17 protein-coding genes are annotated in these 17457 nt (G+C 53.1%); 6 read left to right on the top strand and 11 right to left on the bottom strand.

Annotation, left to right across the window (positions count from 1 at the left end):
• Nucleotides 1–53: 53 nt before the first annotated feature.
• Complete coding sequence (locus tag ACR0MI_RS19655; protein WP_170467186.1) at nucleotides 54–1325, top strand: DUF6538 domain-containing protein; 1272 nt, start codon at nucleotides 54–56, stop codon at nucleotides 1323–1325.
• On the opposite strand, the gene ACR0MI_RS19650 is transcribed toward ACR0MI_RS19655, so the two are convergent.
• The 4 genes from ACR0MI_RS19650 to ACR0MI_RS19635 form a co-directional block, all read right to left on the bottom strand.
• Nucleotides 1304–1627 (bottom strand): hypothetical protein, encoded by a 324-nt coding sequence (locus tag ACR0MI_RS19650; protein WP_170467184.1) that lies wholly within the window; start codon nucleotides 1625–1627, stop codon nucleotides 1304–1306. The genes ACR0MI_RS19655 and ACR0MI_RS19650 overlap by 22 nt on opposite strands.
• Nucleotides 1628–1764: 137 nt before the next feature.
• Entirely contained in the window at nucleotides 1765–2136 is a 372-nt protein-coding gene (locus ACR0MI_RS19645; protein ID WP_170467182.1) for a cupin domain-containing protein, read from the bottom strand.
• Between the two features lie 70 nt (nucleotides 2137–2206).
• A complete protein-coding gene (locus ACR0MI_RS19640; protein WP_170817230.1) occupies nucleotides 2207–5491 on the bottom strand; it encodes a hypothetical protein in 3285 nt (1094 codons plus the stop codon).
• Nucleotides 5492–6012: 521 nt separating this feature from the next.
• Nucleotides 6013–8055: an amidohydrolase gene (locus ACR0MI_RS19635; RefSeq protein WP_245224464.1), complete on the bottom strand. Its 2043-nt coding sequence runs from the start codon at nucleotides 8053–8055 to the stop codon at nucleotides 6013–6015.
• 336 nt (nucleotides 8056–8391) lie between these two features.
• Between ACR0MI_RS19635 and ACR0MI_RS19630 the strand changes: the two genes are divergently transcribed.
• Nucleotides 8392–8658 carry a hypothetical protein gene (locus ACR0MI_RS19630; RefSeq protein ID WP_170352652.1) on the top strand — a complete coding sequence of 89 codons (267 nt, stop codon included), beginning with the start codon at nucleotides 8392–8394 and terminating at the stop codon, nucleotides 8656–8658.
• Nucleotides 8659–8804: 146 nt separating this feature from the next.
• Here the strand turns inward: ACR0MI_RS19630 and ACR0MI_RS19625 are convergent, their stop codons facing one another.
• Nucleotides 8805–9023 carry a GDCCVxC domain-containing (seleno)protein gene (locus ACR0MI_RS19625; protein ID WP_253284478.1) on the bottom strand — a complete coding sequence of 73 codons (219 nt, stop codon included), beginning with the start codon at nucleotides 9021–9023 and terminating at the stop codon, nucleotides 8805–8807.
• Between the two features lie 75 nt (nucleotides 9024–9098).
• The gene (locus ACR0MI_RS19620) at nucleotides 9099–9749 is read right to left on the bottom strand and encodes a cation efflux transmembrane domain-containing protein (protein ID WP_170412914.1); all 651 of its coding nucleotides are present in this window, start codon (nucleotides 9747–9749) and stop codon (nucleotides 9099–9101) included.
• A 75-nt stretch (nucleotides 9750–9824) separates the two neighbouring features.
• On the opposite strand from ACR0MI_RS19620, the gene ACR0MI_RS19615 reads away from it, so the two are divergent.
• Nucleotides 9825–10241 carry a MerR family transcriptional regulator gene (locus ACR0MI_RS19615; RefSeq protein WP_170412912.1) on the top strand — a complete coding sequence of 139 codons (417 nt, stop codon included), beginning with the start codon at nucleotides 9825–9827 and terminating at the stop codon, nucleotides 10239–10241.
• A gap of 216 nt (nucleotides 10242–10457) precedes the next feature.
• On the top strand, nucleotides 10458–10856 hold the full coding sequence (locus ACR0MI_RS19610) for a hypothetical protein (RefSeq protein WP_170469306.1): 399 nt from the start codon (nucleotides 10458–10460) through the stop codon (nucleotides 10854–10856).
• A gap of 452 nt (nucleotides 10857–11308) precedes the next feature.
• On the opposite strand, the gene ACR0MI_RS19605 is transcribed toward ACR0MI_RS19610, so the two are convergent.
• From ACR0MI_RS19605 to ACR0MI_RS19595, 3 genes are all read right to left on the bottom strand, one after another.
• Nucleotides 11309–11611, bottom strand: a complete 303-nt coding sequence (locus tag ACR0MI_RS19605; protein ID WP_170469303.1) for a hypothetical protein — start codon at nucleotides 11609–11611, stop codon at nucleotides 11309–11311.
• Between the two features lie 9 nt (nucleotides 11612–11620).
• Entirely contained in the window at nucleotides 11621–12301 is a 681-nt protein-coding gene (locus tag ACR0MI_RS19600) for a ParA family protein (RefSeq protein WP_170486580.1), read from the bottom strand.
• Between the two features lie 159 nt (nucleotides 12302–12460).
• Nucleotides 12461–12673, bottom strand: coding sequence for a hypothetical protein (locus ACR0MI_RS19595; protein WP_170486579.1), 213 nt, complete (start codon nucleotides 12671–12673; stop codon nucleotides 12461–12463).
• A 72-nt stretch (nucleotides 12674–12745) separates the two neighbouring features.
• On the opposite strand from ACR0MI_RS19595, the gene speB reads away from it, so the two are divergent.
• Nucleotides 12746–13726, top strand: a complete 981-nt coding sequence (gene speB, locus ACR0MI_RS19590) for an agmatinase (protein ID WP_170352649.1) — start codon at nucleotides 12746–12748, stop codon at nucleotides 13724–13726.
• Between the two features lie 195 nt (nucleotides 13727–13921).
• Here speB and ACR0MI_RS19585 read toward each other — a convergent pair whose 3' ends face one another.
• On the bottom strand, nucleotides 13922–14524 hold the full coding sequence (locus tag ACR0MI_RS19585) for a DUF3299 domain-containing protein (RefSeq protein WP_170681727.1): 603 nt from the start codon (nucleotides 14522–14524) through the stop codon (nucleotides 13922–13924).
• Between the two features lie 188 nt (nucleotides 14525–14712).
• Entirely contained in the window at nucleotides 14713–16548 is a 1836-nt protein-coding gene (locus ACR0MI_RS19580; protein WP_170486578.1) for an amidohydrolase, read from the bottom strand.
• A 544-nt stretch (nucleotides 16549–17092) separates the two neighbouring features.
• On the opposite strand from ACR0MI_RS19580, the gene ACR0MI_RS19575 reads away from it, so the two are divergent.
• On the top strand, nucleotides 17093–17374 hold the full coding sequence (locus ACR0MI_RS19575; protein ID WP_170817228.1) for a hypothetical protein: 282 nt from the start codon (nucleotides 17093–17095) through the stop codon (nucleotides 17372–17374).
• Nucleotides 17375–17457: the final 83 nt, after the last annotated feature.

Here is a 17457-nt window from a genome sequence, read left to right as displayed (position 1 = left end):
TTTGCTGCACATTTTGCTGCACAAATCTCTTCATGCTTGGAGGCTGTTGAACTGTGAATGTTAAACTCAGAGGCTCTATTTACTGTATCGTTAGGCGCGTTCCACGCCGTTTCGCCAGCGTCGAAGAACGAAAAACCGTCTGGATCAGCCTGAAAACCGATTCACTGAGTTTGGCAATGGAGAAAGCGCCATCTGTTTGGGCGAAGATGTTGGATAGCTGGGAAGCTCGCCTTGCCGGCGACACCGTAGAAGCTGAAAAGCAGTTTAGCGCAGCACAAAACTTGGCTAGATCGAGGGGGTTTCGGTACTTGGAAATGCCGAAGGTTGCTGAGCTTCCTCTCGAAGAATTGCTGAAACGAGTTGAGGCGATTCCAGTTGTGCAAGGCAGCCCAGACACGTTCGAAGCGAAGGCTCTGTTGGGCGCCGTTGCTGCACCGGAGATTTCGGTTTCCCAAGCGTTGGAAATGTATTGGTCCCTCGCCAGGGATAGGACACTAGGTAAAGACGCTGATCAGATTCGCAGGTGGAAGAACCCACGGAAGAAAGCGGTGAAGAATTTCATCGCGGTCGCCGGAGACGTGGCAATTTCCGAGATCACTCGGGATGATTTGTTGGATTTCCGGGAGATGTGGATTGAGCGAATTGAAATGGGCGAAGTTACACAGAACTCTGCTAACAAGGACTTCACGCACCTAGGTGATATTCTAAAAACAGTTAACGAAAAAAAGCGACTTAAGATTGATTTGCCTCTGTCTGGTCTGAGTTTGAAGGAACCAGAGAGGCGATCTCGACCATCATTCTCCGACGATTGGATTCGTAATCGTATTTTGTCTGAAGGTGCTTTGAGTGGATTAAACACCGAGGCGCGGTGCATTTTGTTGGGTATGATCAATACAGGGTATCGACCTAGCGAAGCCGCAAATCTGGACAGGGCTCGCATCCATCTTGAGGGTTCTGTTCCCTACATTGAAATCGCACCGGTCGGGCGACACTTGAAGAACAATGCCTCCAAGCGAACTATTCCTCTTGTTGGCGTTAGCCTTGAAGCGTTCCAAGAATGTCCGAACGGTTTTCCCAGCTACAAAGGCAAAGCGTCACTTTCTAACACAGTTAACAAGTATTTGAGATCCAATGGTCTGATGGAGTCCGATAGACATGTTATGTACTCACTCCGTCATGCATTTGAGGATCGAATGATCGCGGCTGAAGTTGATAACCGGATTAGACGCGATCTCTTCGGCCATGCTCTTCAAGAACAACGATATGGTGATGGTGCTTCGCTTGAGCACAAAGCCCGCATCCTTCAAGAAATTTCCTTCTTTTGAACAATGGCCAACGCCCTTTCCACCGGGCAGTTGGCAAGCTGTTCCTGCATCTGACAAAGTTCATGTTCAAGCCGCTCCATTATAGGAACATAAGTTGGGTCCTTGATCACAAGAAGCGCAGCCTTTTCGAGCGCGGACGTCACACGAGCGATTTCGCGAACTAACGTTCTTTCTGCCTTTCTTTTTTGAGGACCAAACTTTTGACCGTCGCGAGCTCTGTTGGTGTATTTATTAATTGCCTTGAGATCCGAAAAACTGCGGCTGGCAGGGAAACTATTTGCCTCGTGAAATTCTACATGCATCGGGCTATGCCTCTGTTTTTGTTTGCCCGATTTTTAAGATCTTTCGATTTATCTGACGTTAAAGAATTTGTGCGTTGGCTCCAAATCTGGACGCCCTAGAAAAGCGGGCGAAACTCAATCATGTGGCCGGTGCACCGTCAAAACCCGTCCGCTTTATGGCCGAAAAACACCTTTGTCACGTCTTCGATGATGTCCCAGACCACCCGGCTGCCATCACGCACAAAGAGACTGTCGCCCGGGCCCAACTCTTGAACCTCGCCACTGGTCAGGTTGGTCATCCGGCATCGACCGGACAGGATGGTCATCAGTTCATCGCCTTGCTCGGTGCATTCAAAAACGCCCTTGGTGCAGCGCCAGATGCCCGTGCGCGTCGTATGGCCTGGCCCGCCAGCATCCATGCGGCCTGATGCCTGCGGGGAGCCTTCTTTGATCTGATATCCGCTTGCGGGATTGTCGAAAGGCCAGTGCTCAAGAGGACCGACATCGTCGCCTAAAACATATTTGATCATTCTATTTTCTCCCGCAGGCTAACCGTTTGAGAACGGTCCTCTCGGCAACGATGGCGGTTTCTTTGGAGTCCTACAAGTTGAGAACGCGGAACTCTGAGATCTTCAGGAACCGCTCCAGTTTTTCCCGCACCTGACTTTCCGGGGCAAACACCAAGGCCTCTTTGCTTGGTGGCTTCTTGCCCGCCTCAACCGTTGGCCAGAACTCGATACGGAGAGGGAGGCTCTCACCGTCAAATCCCCCATATGGTTCTATACTACATGGATCTTTTGACAGAAGCTTCGCGCGGTTTTTGTCGGTGGCGGCAACTTGTCTGGACCGCCAGAACTCAGGCATGTACCGGTTGCAATCGGCCGGTGACTGGAAAATCAGCCCGTATTTCGCAATGGCCTTGTCAACCTTGCTGCCTCCCTTCTTGAAATCCAGCCATTCTACGATCCTACCTACGGTTACGTTCGCCACCACGGGTGACATCAAGAAGACCTCCTTTGGCTGGGTATTGTGGATTAGTCTGACACGATCCATTGCCTGCTCGATCTCGGCTTCGCGTATCTGTTGCAGAATGCGGTCTCCCCAAGGGTCACGATGTGCAAATACATCTATTGAATGGCTGCCTTTTTTCACTCTGATGCCGCGGCGTTGCTTGACGTAGTCACCCGGCTGGAATTCTTCTCCCGCTGCGGAGGCATAGGCTCTGGCAATGCGTTCGACATCCAAATGCCCAGGTTGTTCGCGACCAATGACGATAGCCTGGTTAAACGCTTCCCACTTGTTCTGACCCCTGAGCTTGCCGAAGTGGCCAGCCCGTCCGGGGCGGTCAAAATCCAAGGAAGCAATCACGTCTTTTGTCCCGAACACAGCGGCACTCGGGTATCGCGCAACCACGCCATTTACAAAGTCACGCAGTGTATCGTTTTGCGTTCTAATACTTCCGTAAGTGCGCTGTTTCTCCTGTGCTGTCAGGCTCAACCTGCGCTTGGAAAAATTGCACCCCAAGATTTGCGTGACCTTCGCGTTTCGCTCGACTGGGTAGTGATGGGTTTCCAGATCCGAGCCGAACAGCAGGCGAGACAAATCAGCATTTGCCGTGCCATCCAAATACAAAAACGGGCGTCCGGTGACATTCTTCAGATTGCGCAAGCGAGCTGCCGTAAAGCCTGCCTGATGCTGCGCCGGACGCGCTCTGTCGACATCCGTAAATACGGCACTTGAGGTGGCCAAACCGCTTTCCCAATCGGCCAGAAGGCACTCGCAAAGCATCTGAAGACGCCTTGCGTGGCTGGCCTTGCTACTTTTGAGCCGACTGCCGATGACACCAAGCTGGGCCTCGCTGAGGGTGTCATCCTTACATGCAAAAAGGGGCTTTAGAGCCCGGTTCGTATTGCCGGTTTTCAACTCGTCCAAATGTCTGATTGCGGTTCGCAACAATTCCGGTGTGACGCCCATGTCGCGCAAGCGTTCTATTTGAACACCCGCTCCGGTTCCAGCCATGGCCAACAGGGCTGACTTCACCGGAGAGATCGCTTGATCTTGCAGGACGATGGCATCCCCGATTTCAACGCCTCGTTGGTTTTGGTTTTTGGCAGGCGGCAGAAGAGTTTCGGTCAGCTCCAGAATTGATACATGGATCTCTTCCTTCCCAAAATCGCGCGGCCGCTCATCAAAGATAGTGAGATCTGGCAAAGTTTCGGCTGGCAAAGGAAGATGGCCGTATTCATGGGGGGCAAAGATTATCAAGCCAGACTTGGCTTTCAGATGTGCCTTGATTTCAGCTTCCTGACGCAGATAGCCGCATTCCATTTGAAATGGGCACTTCTTGCAGAGAGTGGATCGTATCGAAAAGCCAAGATCTGACAACTTCCTCGCCGTTGGATAGATCCTACACATTTTGACGGTGTCATTGTCGACCTCTGGATCGGGTCGATTGCGCCCCCTGAGGGCTATGGCCGGCGGAGCCGATGCGGGTGCATTTCTCTGATAGTCATTGAAGGCCTCGGCCACTTTCTCGTGATCTGGCAAGAGCATCAATGACACCAGACCTTCCGTGCCGTGTAGAAAGCCAGGCTGCCCATTGCGCCCAACCAAGGCTGCCGTTTTGCCAACCCCTTGTGCGCCGGACAACAAAACACGAGGTGGGCTGTCTTTGCCTTGCGACGGGTTGCCTTGGCTTTGCTTGCGAAGAAATGCCAAAGCTTCATTTCCCCAAGCCTCAATAGTTTTGGAATGCATTGCAATGGCTTGGTCACGTGGGATCGCGCTGTGCGGATAATAGGGGACAGGTTCATCCGCATCTGAGGCACCGATTGGTCGCGCCAGGCCATCCCGAAGCCCGTTTCTTACGGCTTCCTGATATCTCTCGTATCCAGATTGGCTGGCCGCCGTTAGAAGCCTTTCAAGCGCTTCGGCCTCACAGATTTCGCCAGCGCTGATAAACCCTCCGATGAGTTGGGATTCATTATAGATGGATGTGTTCCGATGCGTTCCTCTGGCAAGCTTTGCACAGGATTTCGAAAGTTGGGCTTCTCCTTTCTTTGAAGTGATTGCCTTTGCTGAAGAAGAATTGGCTTCCAAGCGCAAGGATTTGGAAGGCTTTCCTTGTTTGGCCTTCCCTTTGCTTCTCTTCGCTTCTTTTGGGAATGCTATCGAAGCGGTGTGCAGCCTTTCTTTGTCTTTCCTTATGATCCCAATCCTAGGAAGGCCTTCCAATGGATCGGGAACCCCGTCAAATACCGGGGCTGCGATGTAGTTGGGTTGAGCTATTCGAGCCAGACTTTCGTCGCTGCTAACCTGTTCAAAAAGGTGATGCCGCTCATGGGCAAAGAGGGGGCGATCCGCAAGGCAGTAGAAATGGAATTTGGCCAGATGGTCTTTGCCGGCAGTCGCAGCACTCGAGGATGCTTGCCAGACAACCGAGAGATCCTTGAGCGCAGGCAATCCATGGCAGATATTGCGCCAGGTCCATTCGGCCAGGGCCTGCGGATCTCCCCAGTCCAGGTGATCTGGGCGTTCAACATCATCGATGTCGAAATGTAGCCAGGAGCAGCCAAGGTCTTCGAGAGTTGGATTCGCGCCATTTCGTGGTTTGGCCAAACGGCGGATTTTTTTGTGATGGCGGACCTCTTCCTTCACAGATCCAGACACCGCAACCTTTTGCACTGATTGAGAGAGTTCGGAGATTAGGGCAAGAAGGTCTTCAAAATCCGAAACTTCTCGCTCTTCAAATGTGAAGTTTCGTGCCCGGCTCGAGTTGTCTACGCCACCTTCATGAAATCGTTTTGTTTGAATACGTCCTGGCCGGGCTTCCAATATTGTGAATTTGGCAGGCTGGTATTCTTCGGAATGTGTTTTCTGTTTCAAATTGACTGCTCTTGGATCCGCAGGACGGAAAGCGATCAAAATGAATTGGTGCTGAAATAGGTCTTTCGTTGGTCACTGCACATTCTCCGGCCCGGCGGCTCTTGCTGTTGGCCGGCGGGATTGCCGGCACGCGCACACTCGGACATCTGGGTTTCGCCAGAATTAAAGCTGGGAGGTTTCCTGGGACCGGCTGAAATTCGGGCGGATTCAGAGCGAAGGAACTGGATTTCTAGGATCAAAGGTTAACGAAAGATTAAGAAATGGGTTTTGGGAGAGGGACATACCCTGACTTACCCCCCCCTATTTCCGTTAAACAGAAATAGGGGGGGTAAGTCCCTGCGGTGCCGGATCTTCGATCTGTCTAGAACGGCCCTGACCGGACATTCATCAGCCCAGTTCACGCCGCAGGGCAGCTTCTCTGAACCCGCCATTCGCTGCGAACGCAAAATCTGTGCAGCGACTAAGGTCCGGAGTGCGGACATTCCGGACACTTGATTATCCAATCTCTGCTTGGCTCCAATCTAAACTATGGAGGCCCATTCGGACACGACGGCCCACCCCAACGCATTGGTCCCACAACAGCTAACTGCCGAGATTTGCCCTGCCGCAGATGTCGTGCACGACTGCGATACGGGTGAAGCGCAACACGAGCATCCGGCAAGCATGCCCTTCTGCGCGATGCCTGACACATCAGCAAGCGCGTACAGCGGCTTTGTTGGTGGATTTGTCGTATCCCGTGGTGGAGATAGTGACGCGCGGTCTAGATCGAAGTCGTCTGATACAGGGAAAATGTCGCCCTCAAGCACGGTCCCCCAGATGCCGATGTCTTTGATCTTTTCCGCCTCTACCTCGAATGGGTCTTCTTCAAGGATGGTGAAGTTCGCGAACTTGCCGGGAGTGATCGAGCCAATCTCATCCTCCAATCGAAGGGATTGGGCTGCATCGATGGTTACAGCCCGCAAAGCGTCTTCTACAGATAAGCGGTGTTCGGGACCAGCCACGCGGCCAGATACTGTCGTCCGGTTCACACCAGCCCACACGAGAAACAGCGGTTCACCCGGAGCCATTGGTACGTCTGAGTGGAAAGAAATCGGGGTTCCACTGGCCTTGATTGGGCCAAGGGGCACGATGTCATCCGCACGGTCCGGGCCAAGCCCAAGCTCGCTATATCGATCTGACAGCGCGGTTACGTAGTATGGATTGCCGCTGACGATGCAGCCCAGTTCAGCGATCCGCATTGCTTGATCTTCTCTTGCATAACCGAAGTGGACCAGTGTCGTGCGGTGATCGGCGCGCGGCATCCGGCGCATGTTTCGCTCAACAGCGTCCAAGATCAAGTCCACGGCAAGGTCGCCGGTTTGATGAACATGCAACTGGTAGCCTGCCTCCCAGTAGGCATCGAAAACAGGATTGAACTCATCCGGTTGCATAATCCACTCGCCGTGGAAATCGCCGCCGACATAGGGCTCCGAGACCTGCATGGCCAAACTGTAAACAGCGCCATCGGCGAAGAGTTTCACCTGCTTCGGCATGAAAGCCGTCTTGCCTTCACCCCATTCGAGTAGTTTTTCCGTCTCTTCGATCATCGTGCCGTTTTGGAGGTGCAAGGCAGCCAGAGATTTCCCGTCGGGTATGAAATAGGTCCTGAGCGGTGCGTCAGGCCCGGAAAAGACGGCGTTGGTTGCTTCTTGCAGAGGGCGCGACAGCACGCCTCCCGGTTCCGCAGCAACCGTGACGCCTGCACGGTGCATATACTCGCGCGCCAGCCTGAGACCAGCGCCCAGACGCTCTGGTGTTGAAAGCACCGGTGCAACTGCGGGAAGAACGGCAAACATGCCCGCCTCGAAGAAATACCCGTCTTCAAAGCTCGACTGCTCAAGCGCAAGCCCCGCAAAGCCATTTACGAAGTCTTCGGTGATGCCCAGAAACTCCAATGCGGGCGTGTTCAAGATAAGTTCGTGTGCAGATCGGTGGACTATGATGATTGGGCGTGTGCTGCTGATCTCGTCGAGTTGTGCACGCCTGATCTCGCCATGAAAAAAGTGGTGGTATCCCCATGTCAGTAACAAGGCGTCGGGATCATCCATTGCCGCTTCAGCGGCTTGCAAGCGAGACTTATAATCCGCTTCATCCTCGGCGGCCTTCGAAAAGCCAGTCGGAATATTCCAATCCTCAATCGATATGATCTCGGAGGTCAGGGTCAATCCGGCGAGGAAAGGGTGCACATGCTGGTCGATCAAACCGGCAATGATCACCTTGTCAAAAAACCGTTCGTCCAGCCGAAACGGCTGCGAACCAATCCGATTAACGATTGCATCGCGCGATCCCGCGGCCAGAATACGGTCTCCGACCACGGCGACCGCGTTGATTGCTGGGTCGTTGTCCTCCATGGTGATGACGCGCTGCGCTGTGTAAACAGTGATTTCGGGCAGCGTCTGAAGCTGGCTTCCAAAATCCTGCAATGACGAGGCCGCATGAGTTGAGGTGGCATGAGAAATCGCGATCATTGACGCGCTGCCGAGGATGGTCATTGCGGTGCGGCGGGTAACGTTCAGTTTGGTCATGGCTCTTAATGCTCAGTAAGGCGAAATTTGCCTGAGCCTAGCATCGAGATGATCTTAGGTGGAAAGGAAAACTGCTGCCGATATCGAATTGAGCGCCAAGTTTCCCAAGCAAAATGATGCTATGATTTAGCGACTGACCTCGACCGCTTTGGGCTCCTAGCAGACTTCGGACGCAGCGCGGCGTTCTTAAACATAGGTAGCCAATCTTCCGTCACTCACGGCCCATTCCTGTCTTTCGTAGTCAGGTCAAAATGCTGCGTCCGCAAACCGCTTTACGGACATTGGCTTCCTTGATCAGTTTTTCTATCTTCTGCGGCAGGCCAACGAGGTATTCAGATGGAACGCGAACCTAATCTTGTCATTTCTAGCGCTTCGCAGCGCATCGTTGAGGATGGGGTGCCATTCAAGGTGGACATCTACAAACTCGAAGGCGGAGACGGGTGGTCGCTGGAGGTTGTGACTGAAGACGGGACATCCATCGTCTGGGACGATCTCTTTGACGACGACCAGGATGCGCTAGAGGAAGCAGTCACCACAATTCGCCGAGAAGGTGCAGTGGCATTTGTCAATGGCGAGTCAAACGTCATTCCATTCAAGAACTAAGCCAGACACGAGCGGCCCATAGTGGCCGCTCGACCAATTGGCGGTTGCCGCACCGCGGCTTACCTCAAGCAGCCATTCATCCAAATCGCAGCGATTGACGGTAAAGAGCCCAAACCTACGTGTTTCTGCGAAGGGACGAACGTCAGCTATGCGCAGCAGGACTTACCTTCCTGTATCGGCGGGCATGGCACAGTGGCGTAGGAGCAGTAGACACAGCAGTCCCCTTCGAGGGGTTTCAGAACCGTGTGGCAAGAGGTGCATTCATAGAACCACTGACACGCATCCGTGGGCATCGTCTCTTCTGCGAGATGCCCGCATTTCGGACAGGTGATTACTGATTGAAGAACTACCTCGTTTGTCTTCATTGCCATAGCCCTTACCCCTTCAAAATGAGAAACCATGCAAGGATAGTCCCGACTTAAAATGTACGCGCCGCACAGCTAATGTCGGCTTGTACGGGCTGTTCGATGCTCATGTGCAGCTTCCTCGCGCCGTTCCTCAATTGCCTGTCGAATGATCTGGAACGAAGATGACAAGAAGAGGATTGCCATGATCGCTGCCACAATGAGGTCAGGCCAACCCGTTGCCGTGCCCCAGACGCCTAACGCGGCGATCATCACAGCTACGTTGCCGATGGCGTCGTTACGCGAGCATAGCCAAACTGATCGCACGTTGGCGTCTCCATCCTTGTAGCCGACGAGCAAGAACACGCTCGCAAGGTTTGTTGCGAGAGCCAATGCGCCGATGATCCCCATGATTTCGGCCGCTGGAACACCAACGTAGAAAACACGGTATAGGGTGGAACCAAACACCCAGGCTCCCATCAGGAAGAGGCTGACCCCCTTCGCCAAAGCTGCATTCGTTCGAGCGCGGATAGACGCACCGATCACGGCGAGGGAAATACCATAGGTCATTGCGTCACCAAGGAAGTCGAGCGCGTCGGCCTGAAGTGCCTGAGACATCGCGTAGTGTCCGGCGGTCATCTCGACCACGAACATCGTCGCATTCAACCCGATGACGATCCAAAGCCGACGCTTGTATTCGTTCGACATCCCGTCGAATTTCATGTCGTTACCGCAGCATCCTGCCATCTTGAAACCTCTTCAGAATCGCCTCGGTTCTAATATAGTGTCTCTAGTGACTAGAGGTTCAAGAGGTTTTTTCGCATGTTCTCAATTGGCGAGCTTTCCAAGCGGACGAAGGTCAAAGTGCCCACCATCCGTTATTACGAAGAAATGGGTCTTCTGGCAGCACCGGAACGTACGGCAGGCAACCAGAGACGTTACACAAATGAGGGTCTGGAACGCCTGAGCTTCATCCGTCATGCGCGCGATCTGGGCTTCTCAATCGAAGCGATTTCTTCACTGATCGAGTTACAAAACCATCCAGACCGGTCGTGCGAAGCCGCCACCAAGATCGCCGAAGGCCAGTTGTCCGAAGTGCGAGCGAAGATAAGACGCCTCAAGGCGCTGGAGCGTGAACTGAAGCGTATCGCACGGGGATGCGACGGTCGTGGGATAGCAGAAGACTGTTACGTCTTGGCTTCGCTTGCGGACCATGACCTGTTTGGTCGAGATCACTGACGCTCACAAGTAGACATCTGTTCAATAGTTTTGAATGGCGGCTTTGTCCGCATGGCCGACGTTCAAACTGCGGAGATCGAACGCCCGCTTTGCCGAAACCTTCTAGAACGCATCGCAATCGCAGCGAACGACTGCTTCCCGCCCAATCTACCGAAATAGCCCCCCAACTTGCCCATTGCATCTGCTCGCACACTTACCTGTGCAAGGGGGCGCCAAATGCCTGGAAAAATTAGCTTCAGATTGTACAGAGACATCATTCTCAGCGAGCCCGGCCAACCGGTTTGGAGCGCCGTCGGCAAGATTTCTGAAGGCCGATTTCTTCTTCTAGGACAAATCGAGACGTACTCGAAATCCGAAGGTGCGCTATGGCTGGAAATCAGCCAAATAGGTGCAGAGATCGGCAAGAGCAACCGTGGCAAACTGGATGTCCTCCGGCATCGAAGAAAGGACACTGATCCCCACTTATTTGGCTATCTGAAGGTTCTCGAGGAAATGTATGCGGCGGCGGCCTGGATGTGCCGAGATGACGAGAACGCCAAGTATCTTCATCTGACACTGCTGAAAACAAAAAAGCCGCCCATTCTGAAGGCGGCGCTTTCAAGAGCTGCAATGTGAGCCGCAACGCAGGCTCATGATACCGGCGCTCAGAACAGGGCTCTTTCACTTATCTGATAGACCAAAAATTCCATGATTTGCTCCTGGTCACGCGTGTGGGATCAAATCATAGACTTCGCCGATAACCAGCGAAACATGAATGATGACAGCTGCAATGTGCAACTGGTGGTAAGCCTCTTTGATGAAATGGAACATGTTGTTCCCTCCCGTTTTGAATGCGCATTTTCTATCGCGTAAGTGCGACCGAGTCAACATATAAATATTTGATAAAAAACAATAAAGTCAATAATTCCACCAATTCCACGCCGCTCAAAATCGGTTTCCTAATCTTTTGGAAAAATAAGAGGTCAGCACCAAAAATAAGAGGGGGCCACGGGAAAAATAAGAGACCCAGAAAACGGCACGACTCCCCACATAACGAAGGCAGGGAGCCGGGCTTTTTAGGGCTGGTCTTACAGATCGAACGTTTGTCCGTGCTTTTCCAAATATGCGATCAGAGACAGCTCGACGGCTCGCACAACCGCTTGCTCTTTGTCCTCTCGGATTGCGTTCCAAGCAGCATAGAGATCTGGATTTACACTTACGGAAAGCTTTTGCGTACGCGCGGCCGCCCTGCGCTTTGAAGGGCTCATCTCTGGTTGGAGTGCGAGGCTCGGCTTACTGGTCGATCCGAGTGGGAAGCCCATGTCACCTTGCTCGACTTTGTTAATGTCGCCGAGACTGGGCATATGATTGTGTTTTGTTTTATCCATCATTGTTTTTCCTTATGCAGCTTGGAGAATTTCTGAGAGGGTCGTTGAGATTTCCTGCGCCAAAGCGGCAACGTTTGCGTGCGCTGATTTTGGGGAGGATCCTTGGAACGCTTTTGGTAAGTCCAGATAATCCCCACCGAAGCTCACCATCGCTTGAAAAATAGGGCGATTTGCAAGCTGAGTTGCAAAAACGGGCGCGTTTGCTTGCTGTAAGACTGCTTTGATTTCTGCGGTGATCCGATATTCGACCGCCCCTGGTTCTGTCTTGGTCAGCAAGACACGAGCCGCAATATCGCGCCTCAATACGAGGCTTTTCTGGCGCACCTGTTTTAGAACTTGGACCACCGCCAGCGCATCCAAACGAGATGTCTGGGTGGGAACGATGACAAGGTCGCTTACGAGAATGGCATCAATCAAAGATGCATCGTCTGATCCCTCGACGTCGATCAATACGTAGTCGAAACGTTCGGCCGCCGCGAAAGCCGCCTCGGTCAGGTTTCGCTGTTCGACCTGACGAACAGTGAGATTCTCGGGAAGCGGCTTCGCGCTAGCCCATTCAGACAGCCACCGTTTGGGATCCGAGTCCAAGATACAAACAGACATCCCAGCCCGGGATGTTTCGAGGGCCATTAAAATGCATGTTGTGGATTTCCCACAGCCCCCTTTTGGTGAGCAAAATGAAAGTGTTGGCAATCGAATTCTCCTTAAGAAATTGCTTCCGATAGATTGCCAGAACAAGGTTTAGGAAAGATTTAAGGATAATGGATTTGGATTTCTGGGGAAGAGATGCCTGCGGAAGGCATCGGCAGCAATTGGTTCTCAAGGAAAGAATTGAGAAGCAAATGGCTCAACTCAACTCAACGCTTCGCCTTTGACGCTGTTAGTGACTACAAGCCCAAAGTTTCCTAGGTTGGGTAATTCAGTGTTCGACAAAATGGGCGGAAAGCTGACTTTCGTTGTGTCCGCATAATAGGCAAGGACCTCTGCCGAAAGCTGACATTCGATTGATTTTGCAACTAAGATAATCACTGCGCCGCCGAAAATCGGCTGCAAGATCAAGATCACCAGATAGCATCCAGCCGATAATGAGAATAGAAAAAGCCATGAAACCTATCACAAGAAACTGACCAAAACACCATGGCTACAGACCTTAAATCCTATGGCATCGATGCCGCCTTTACCCGTGGCGCACTCAAAGGTTCACAGATTGAGCCCAGTTATTCCGGCGCTCTGAGTTTTATGCGCCGCAAATACACAAAGGATCTTGAGGGGGCGGATGTAGCGATCACCGGAGTTCCCTTTGATCTTTCTGTGAGTAACCGTCCTGGAACCCGCTTTGGCCCAGAGGCAATTCGCAAGGCAAGCGCTCAACATGCCTGGGGCCCAATTTGGCCCTGGCGGTTTGATCCATTCGATACGCTTGCAGCAATCGATTACGGTGATTGCGTTTTCGACTGGGGCGTGCCCCAAGACGTCCCGTTGGCCATAGAGCGCCACATATCGGAGATAATCTCGGGAGGAACGGCCAGCCTTGTTCTGGGCGGCGATCATTTCATCACCTATCCGGTACTTAAGTCCTATGCTGAGAAGTACGGCCCAATCGGTCTCATCCAGTTTGATGCCCATCGGGACGTCGAGCCCGACGAGGGTGGACGCATGGATCACGGCAGTATGTTCAACCTAGCGGTTCGCGAGGGCATCATAGATCCGCAACGGACCGTTCAGGTGGGCATCCGCACCTGTTTCGAGGGCGAAGAGACCTATGGCATGAAAATCTTGCATGCAGACGCCGTACATGCTGCTCCAGCTGAAGAGATTGCCGCAACCATTTTGTCCACCGCTGGGGATGGTCCGACCTACCTGACCTTCGACATAGACTGCCTCGATCCGTCCACTGCTCCCGGGACGGGCACACCGGTCCCGGGCGGGCTTACCAGCTACCAAGCGCTCGCCATAATCCGGGCCATGAAGGGGCTCGATCCAGTCGGCATGGATGTGGTCGAAGTCTCCCCCCCGTTTGATCATGCGGAGATGACCTCCAACGCAGCCGCAATGATCGCCGCAGAACTTCTTTGCCTGAAAGCCTGGGCCAGAGGAGCTCGGGCCGTTTCAGAATAGCCAATAAATCGTCTGTTGCTTGTCTCACAAGTGGAGAATAGCTGCGTGCGGCTTGGCCCCAATAGGCCGTCCGCAGATTGCGCCCTTCTGTCTATTCGAGCTCAAATGTCCGGTAAGGGGCAACGGATCCATAAGTTCGTTTGGACATTCTCTCTATCAAATGGCTCAAGCATCAATCATGGCTGACGATTGATTTCACCAAGAATTGTAGACCTCTACGGTCTTTGCTTTCAGGCTATATTGCGCCTCAATGTTTGCAGCGCCATCAAAAAAGACGACGTCGCGCCGTGTATCCTCGGCGTTCAATTCTCCTTCGATCCAGAAAGCTTCGAAGATTGAGCTGAAGGCAACACCCTTTGGATAGTCCACATGGACAATCTGGTTTGGAGGCGGTGTTGGCGTGTGAACGCAGGCACCTGCAACTGGCACAAACAGGAATTCTGTCACCTTTTTCTCTTCGAAGGCGAGCGGGACAACGTAACCGGCAAGCCGTATAGATTGTCCGAGAATGTTCTGGTTGGGTGCGCGCCTTGCTTTGCCATTCTGAGCGATGATGTTCCGCCGCTCTCTCATCAGGCCGTCTACGTCAACTTGATGCATTGAGAGGAGTGTAAGAGCAGCTTCGTGGCGTTCAAATAGTGCCATATCTTCCCGTTCGCGCGGTGTCGACGTGCGCCATTCGACGTGGATGCGCATGGCGTCGCGCAGAAACGGTCGCATGTCGGCAAAGGGCGTTTCGCTGGAGACATGCACTGGTAGCAGATCCTGCCAGCCAATCACACGCGTACCTGTCGACATGTTTTGCGGCGCTACACTGACTGGCGTTCGGGTCAAATCAAGCGGAGCTGCAAGCGGATCAAACGGCATACCACCGGGTTGCTGGCCCGCAATCGCGCGCTGCCATGCGCTCTCAATGCTTTGTGCCGCAACCGGGAGAGATATCAGACCAAACAGAGCGCCAATCGCAAAAGCTGACAGCGGACTCGTCATCCCTCAGACACTCTCACGCTAGTAACTGCGACGCCTCGGCGCAGTTTCTCGTCGTCGCCTTCTTCCCACTCCGGCTCGGTCAATAGTTTGTCCGGTTCGCCGTCGCGATCAATATCGTAGACCAGTTCGCCGCCAAAATAGGTTTGCAGCACTTCAGTCTTGTGAAATTCAAAAACGTTCTCTTCGGCCTGTCTGCGAATATCTCGGTCGAGCACGATGATGTCTGCAATCTTGCCTTCCTCGAGACTCCCCAACACATCGCCCCGATCCTGAAGGCGTGCACTACCCAGGGTCGAGCCATGGATAACCTCTTCAAAGGTCAATGGTTCACCGGGCATGACAAGACCGCCGGGTGTTCCCATAGCCTGTCGTGTCATGCCGATCTCCATTCCTTCCCACGGCGAAAACACAGGAGACGTCGGCGCGTCAGGTCCAAATCCATACTCCATGAACTCGGTCACGAGTTTGAACTGGTACATACGCTCCAGCACCTCTTTTGGCAGGTTCTGACTGGTCACATTACGAAAGTACTCCTCGGTGGGATCAGCCCAGTGAAGTTGAAGCTGCCCGGAAACCCCGAGCCGAGACATGCGACGAGCGTTGTCGATAGACAAATGGTCAACATGCGTGAAAATCTGAGGGATGTCGTCGCGAAGGGGCTCGCCGGTTTCATGTGCAAATTCCAGCGCGTCGAGCGAGCGGCGGATCCCCGCGTTCCCTTCAACGTGCAGCATCAAGGTAAAATCACGCTCTGTTAGTGCGTCGAAAATCTCTGCAAGGTTGTCTGGTCGAAAGTTCATATCCGGCCGTGTGCCGTCCAGATACGGGCCTTCCATATAGGCAAAACGCCCCGGTGTTCCATCAATAGCGAACTTCACAGTGTTCGCATGGAGAATACTGGGATCAACGCCCGCATCCTCGACTGCGGCCCGCCGTATCTCTAATTGTTCGATCATTGCGGTATCGCCCTCTGGCGTGCCGGTGCCCCAGAACACCATGGCTAATTCGTGCCTGAGTGTTAGTTCTCCTTTTTGCGCCAAACGGACGTAGACGTCATCTGCCCCCTCCTTGGACCCGGCGGCAGCTTCCGTTGCACCGGTGACCCCGACCGCGTTGAGCACGCGAGCGGCACCAATAATCGCTTCCTCCTGTTTCTCAAAAGAATAGAGTTTGTGCTGTTCGACAAACCCTGTCGAAAGGTGAGCTTTCTCCTGCAAAAGTCCGGAAGGTTCATCGCCAGCGTCATTCAAAGGCATGTAGCCGCCTTTCGGTGGCTCCCAATCGGCAGTGATCCCGAGGTATTCCAGAGCTTTCGTCGAATACCAGCCGTTATGTTGCGTATTGTCGGAGATCAATGCAGGGCGTCCACCAACGATTTCGTCCAGTTCTTCCTTGGTGGGATTCTGAAAATGCGCGTCGGACCAACCGCCGCCGATCACCCACTCATCTGGCCCGAGCGTCGCCGCGTACTCCCGGATTACTTCGACAACCTCCTCACGCGACGCATCGTTGTAACCGAACAGGTTGAGCATGACGAAATGCGTCTGCCCAAAGATGCGTGTGTGCAAGTGAGTGTCGATGATACCAGCCATAACGGTATTTGTGCCCGCATCCACGATCTGGGTGCCATCGCCTGCCAACTCGCGGCAACTGTCATCAGTGCGTACACAAATGATCGTGTTTCCCGCAACCGCCACGGATTGCGCCAGTGGCAACTCGGGGTTTGACGTGATGATGTTTTCACTCAGGAAAACGGTGTCGGCTTGCTGAGCAAGTAGCGGCGAGCCTGCGAGCAAAATAGCTAGCGCGAGCGCGCTGTATCCTGATTTCATTTTCAAGTGTTTCCCTAAATGCTGACTGTTTGGAGGTTGGCAAAAGACCACAACGAGCGTCAAATCAATTTTTCAACAAAATGGACGCAGGATCTGGCTCTACATCTTTGGCAACCTGATAAAGCGCATCACACCGTTGCACCTGCCTAATTAATCGCAGTGCTTGAACAACATCAGTTTTGTTGTAGCAAAACGGCCTATACTTACGGCGGGAGATCGAAGTTTCAAACCGAACGGCCCGGTCTTTCTCGATCTCACCCGCAACTTGTAGACGGCGCCCTACTGACCATTGCAGGCACTACCATTTTGATCACTTACGTACTGTCGATCCGGCATGGTATCGTGCATATGCGGCGAACGGCAGCATTGCTGAGCCGCGGTACAGCATCCCTGTAGACGGCTGGATGTCGGCTTTGGGCCGGAACCGCCCCTGGTAGCCGTGGGCCGATCAGTCACGTCCGCTTGCCCCTTGCAACCCTCCGCACAACTCCATGTTGCGCACGCTAATAGCAAGTCGTGCAGCTATCAAAATTGGAGAACGAAGATGGCTAAAAACAAAACAAAAAAACAAACAAAAATGGTGGGAATGCGGGTATCTGAAGATCTGCATGATTTGTTGACAGATGGAGCGGAAGCGGAGGGTATCTCCGCAACTGCGTATGCGCGCTTTGTCTTGGCGCGAGCCCTAAATTTTGAAGGCGCGCTGCCTGAAACCAAACCTCGTAAGCCGCCACGAAAGAAGCCCATCATTAAAGACATCCAAGCTGCCATTGAGGTCCTAGGGCTTCTGATCGATGTCAGGATGAACCTCTCATTTCTTGTCTAGCCCCCTCGTTCGGCACCACTAAATTGAGGTTTCTCTAATAAGGTTTCAGGCACAGGTGGGCGCATGTTCAGAGCATGATGTGG

It is taken from the genome of Ruegeria sp. D4, assembly GCF_056534475.1.
The sequence above is the reverse complement of the archived record's forward strand: the minus strand, read 5'-3'. Positions and strand labels throughout refer to the sequence as shown.

What these genes read in the sequence shown, in the direction of transcription:
- ACR0MI_RS19650 (WP_170467184.1), bottom strand. Translation starts at nt 1,627, where the DNA reads ATGCATGTAGAATTTCACGAGGCAAATAGTTTCCCTGCCAGCCGCAGT.
- ACR0MI_RS19645 (WP_170467182.1), bottom strand. Translation starts at nt 2,136, where the DNA reads ATGATCAAATATGTTTTAGGCGACGATGTCGGTCCTCTTGAGCACTGG.
- ACR0MI_RS19605 (WP_170469303.1), bottom strand. Translation starts at nt 11,611, where the DNA reads ATGATGGATAAAACAAAACACAATCATATGCCCAGTCTCGGCGACATT.
- ACR0MI_RS19610 (WP_170469306.1), top strand. Translation starts at nt 10,458, where the DNA reads ATGCCTGGAAAAATTAGCTTCAGATTGTACAGAGACATCATTCTCAGC.
- ACR0MI_RS19585 (WP_170681727.1), bottom strand. Translation starts at nt 14,524, where the DNA reads ATGTCGACAGGTACGCGTGTGATTGGCTGGCAGGATCTGCTACCAGTG.
- ACR0MI_RS19635 (WP_245224464.1), bottom strand. Translation starts at nt 8,055, where the DNA reads ATGACCAAACTGAACGTTACCCGCCGCACCGCAATGACCATCCTCGGC.
- ACR0MI_RS19625 (WP_253284478.1), bottom strand. Translation starts at nt 9,023, where the DNA reads ATGAAGACAAACGAGGTAGTTCTTCAATCAGTAATCACCTGTCCGAAA.
- ACR0MI_RS19630 (WP_170352652.1), top strand. Translation starts at nt 8,392, where the DNA reads ATGGAACGCGAACCTAATCTTGTCATTTCTAGCGCTTCGCAGCGCATC.
- ACR0MI_RS19615 (WP_170412912.1), top strand. Translation starts at nt 9,825, where the DNA reads ATGTTCTCAATTGGCGAGCTTTCCAAGCGGACGAAGGTCAAAGTGCCC.
- ACR0MI_RS19580 (WP_170486578.1), bottom strand. Translation starts at nt 16,548, where the DNA reads ATGAAATCAGGATACAGCGCGCTCGCGCTAGCTATTTTGCTCGCAGGC.
- ACR0MI_RS19575 (WP_170817228.1), top strand. Translation starts at nt 17,093, where the DNA reads ATGGCTAAAAACAAAACAAAAAAACAAACAAAAATGGTGGGAATGCGG.
- ACR0MI_RS19620 (WP_170412914.1), bottom strand. Translation starts at nt 9,749, where the DNA reads ATGGCAGGATGCTGCGGTAACGACATGAAATTCGACGGGATGTCGAAC.
- speB (WP_170352649.1), top strand. Translation starts at nt 12,746, where the DNA reads ATGGCTACAGACCTTAAATCCTATGGCATCGATGCCGCCTTTACCCGT.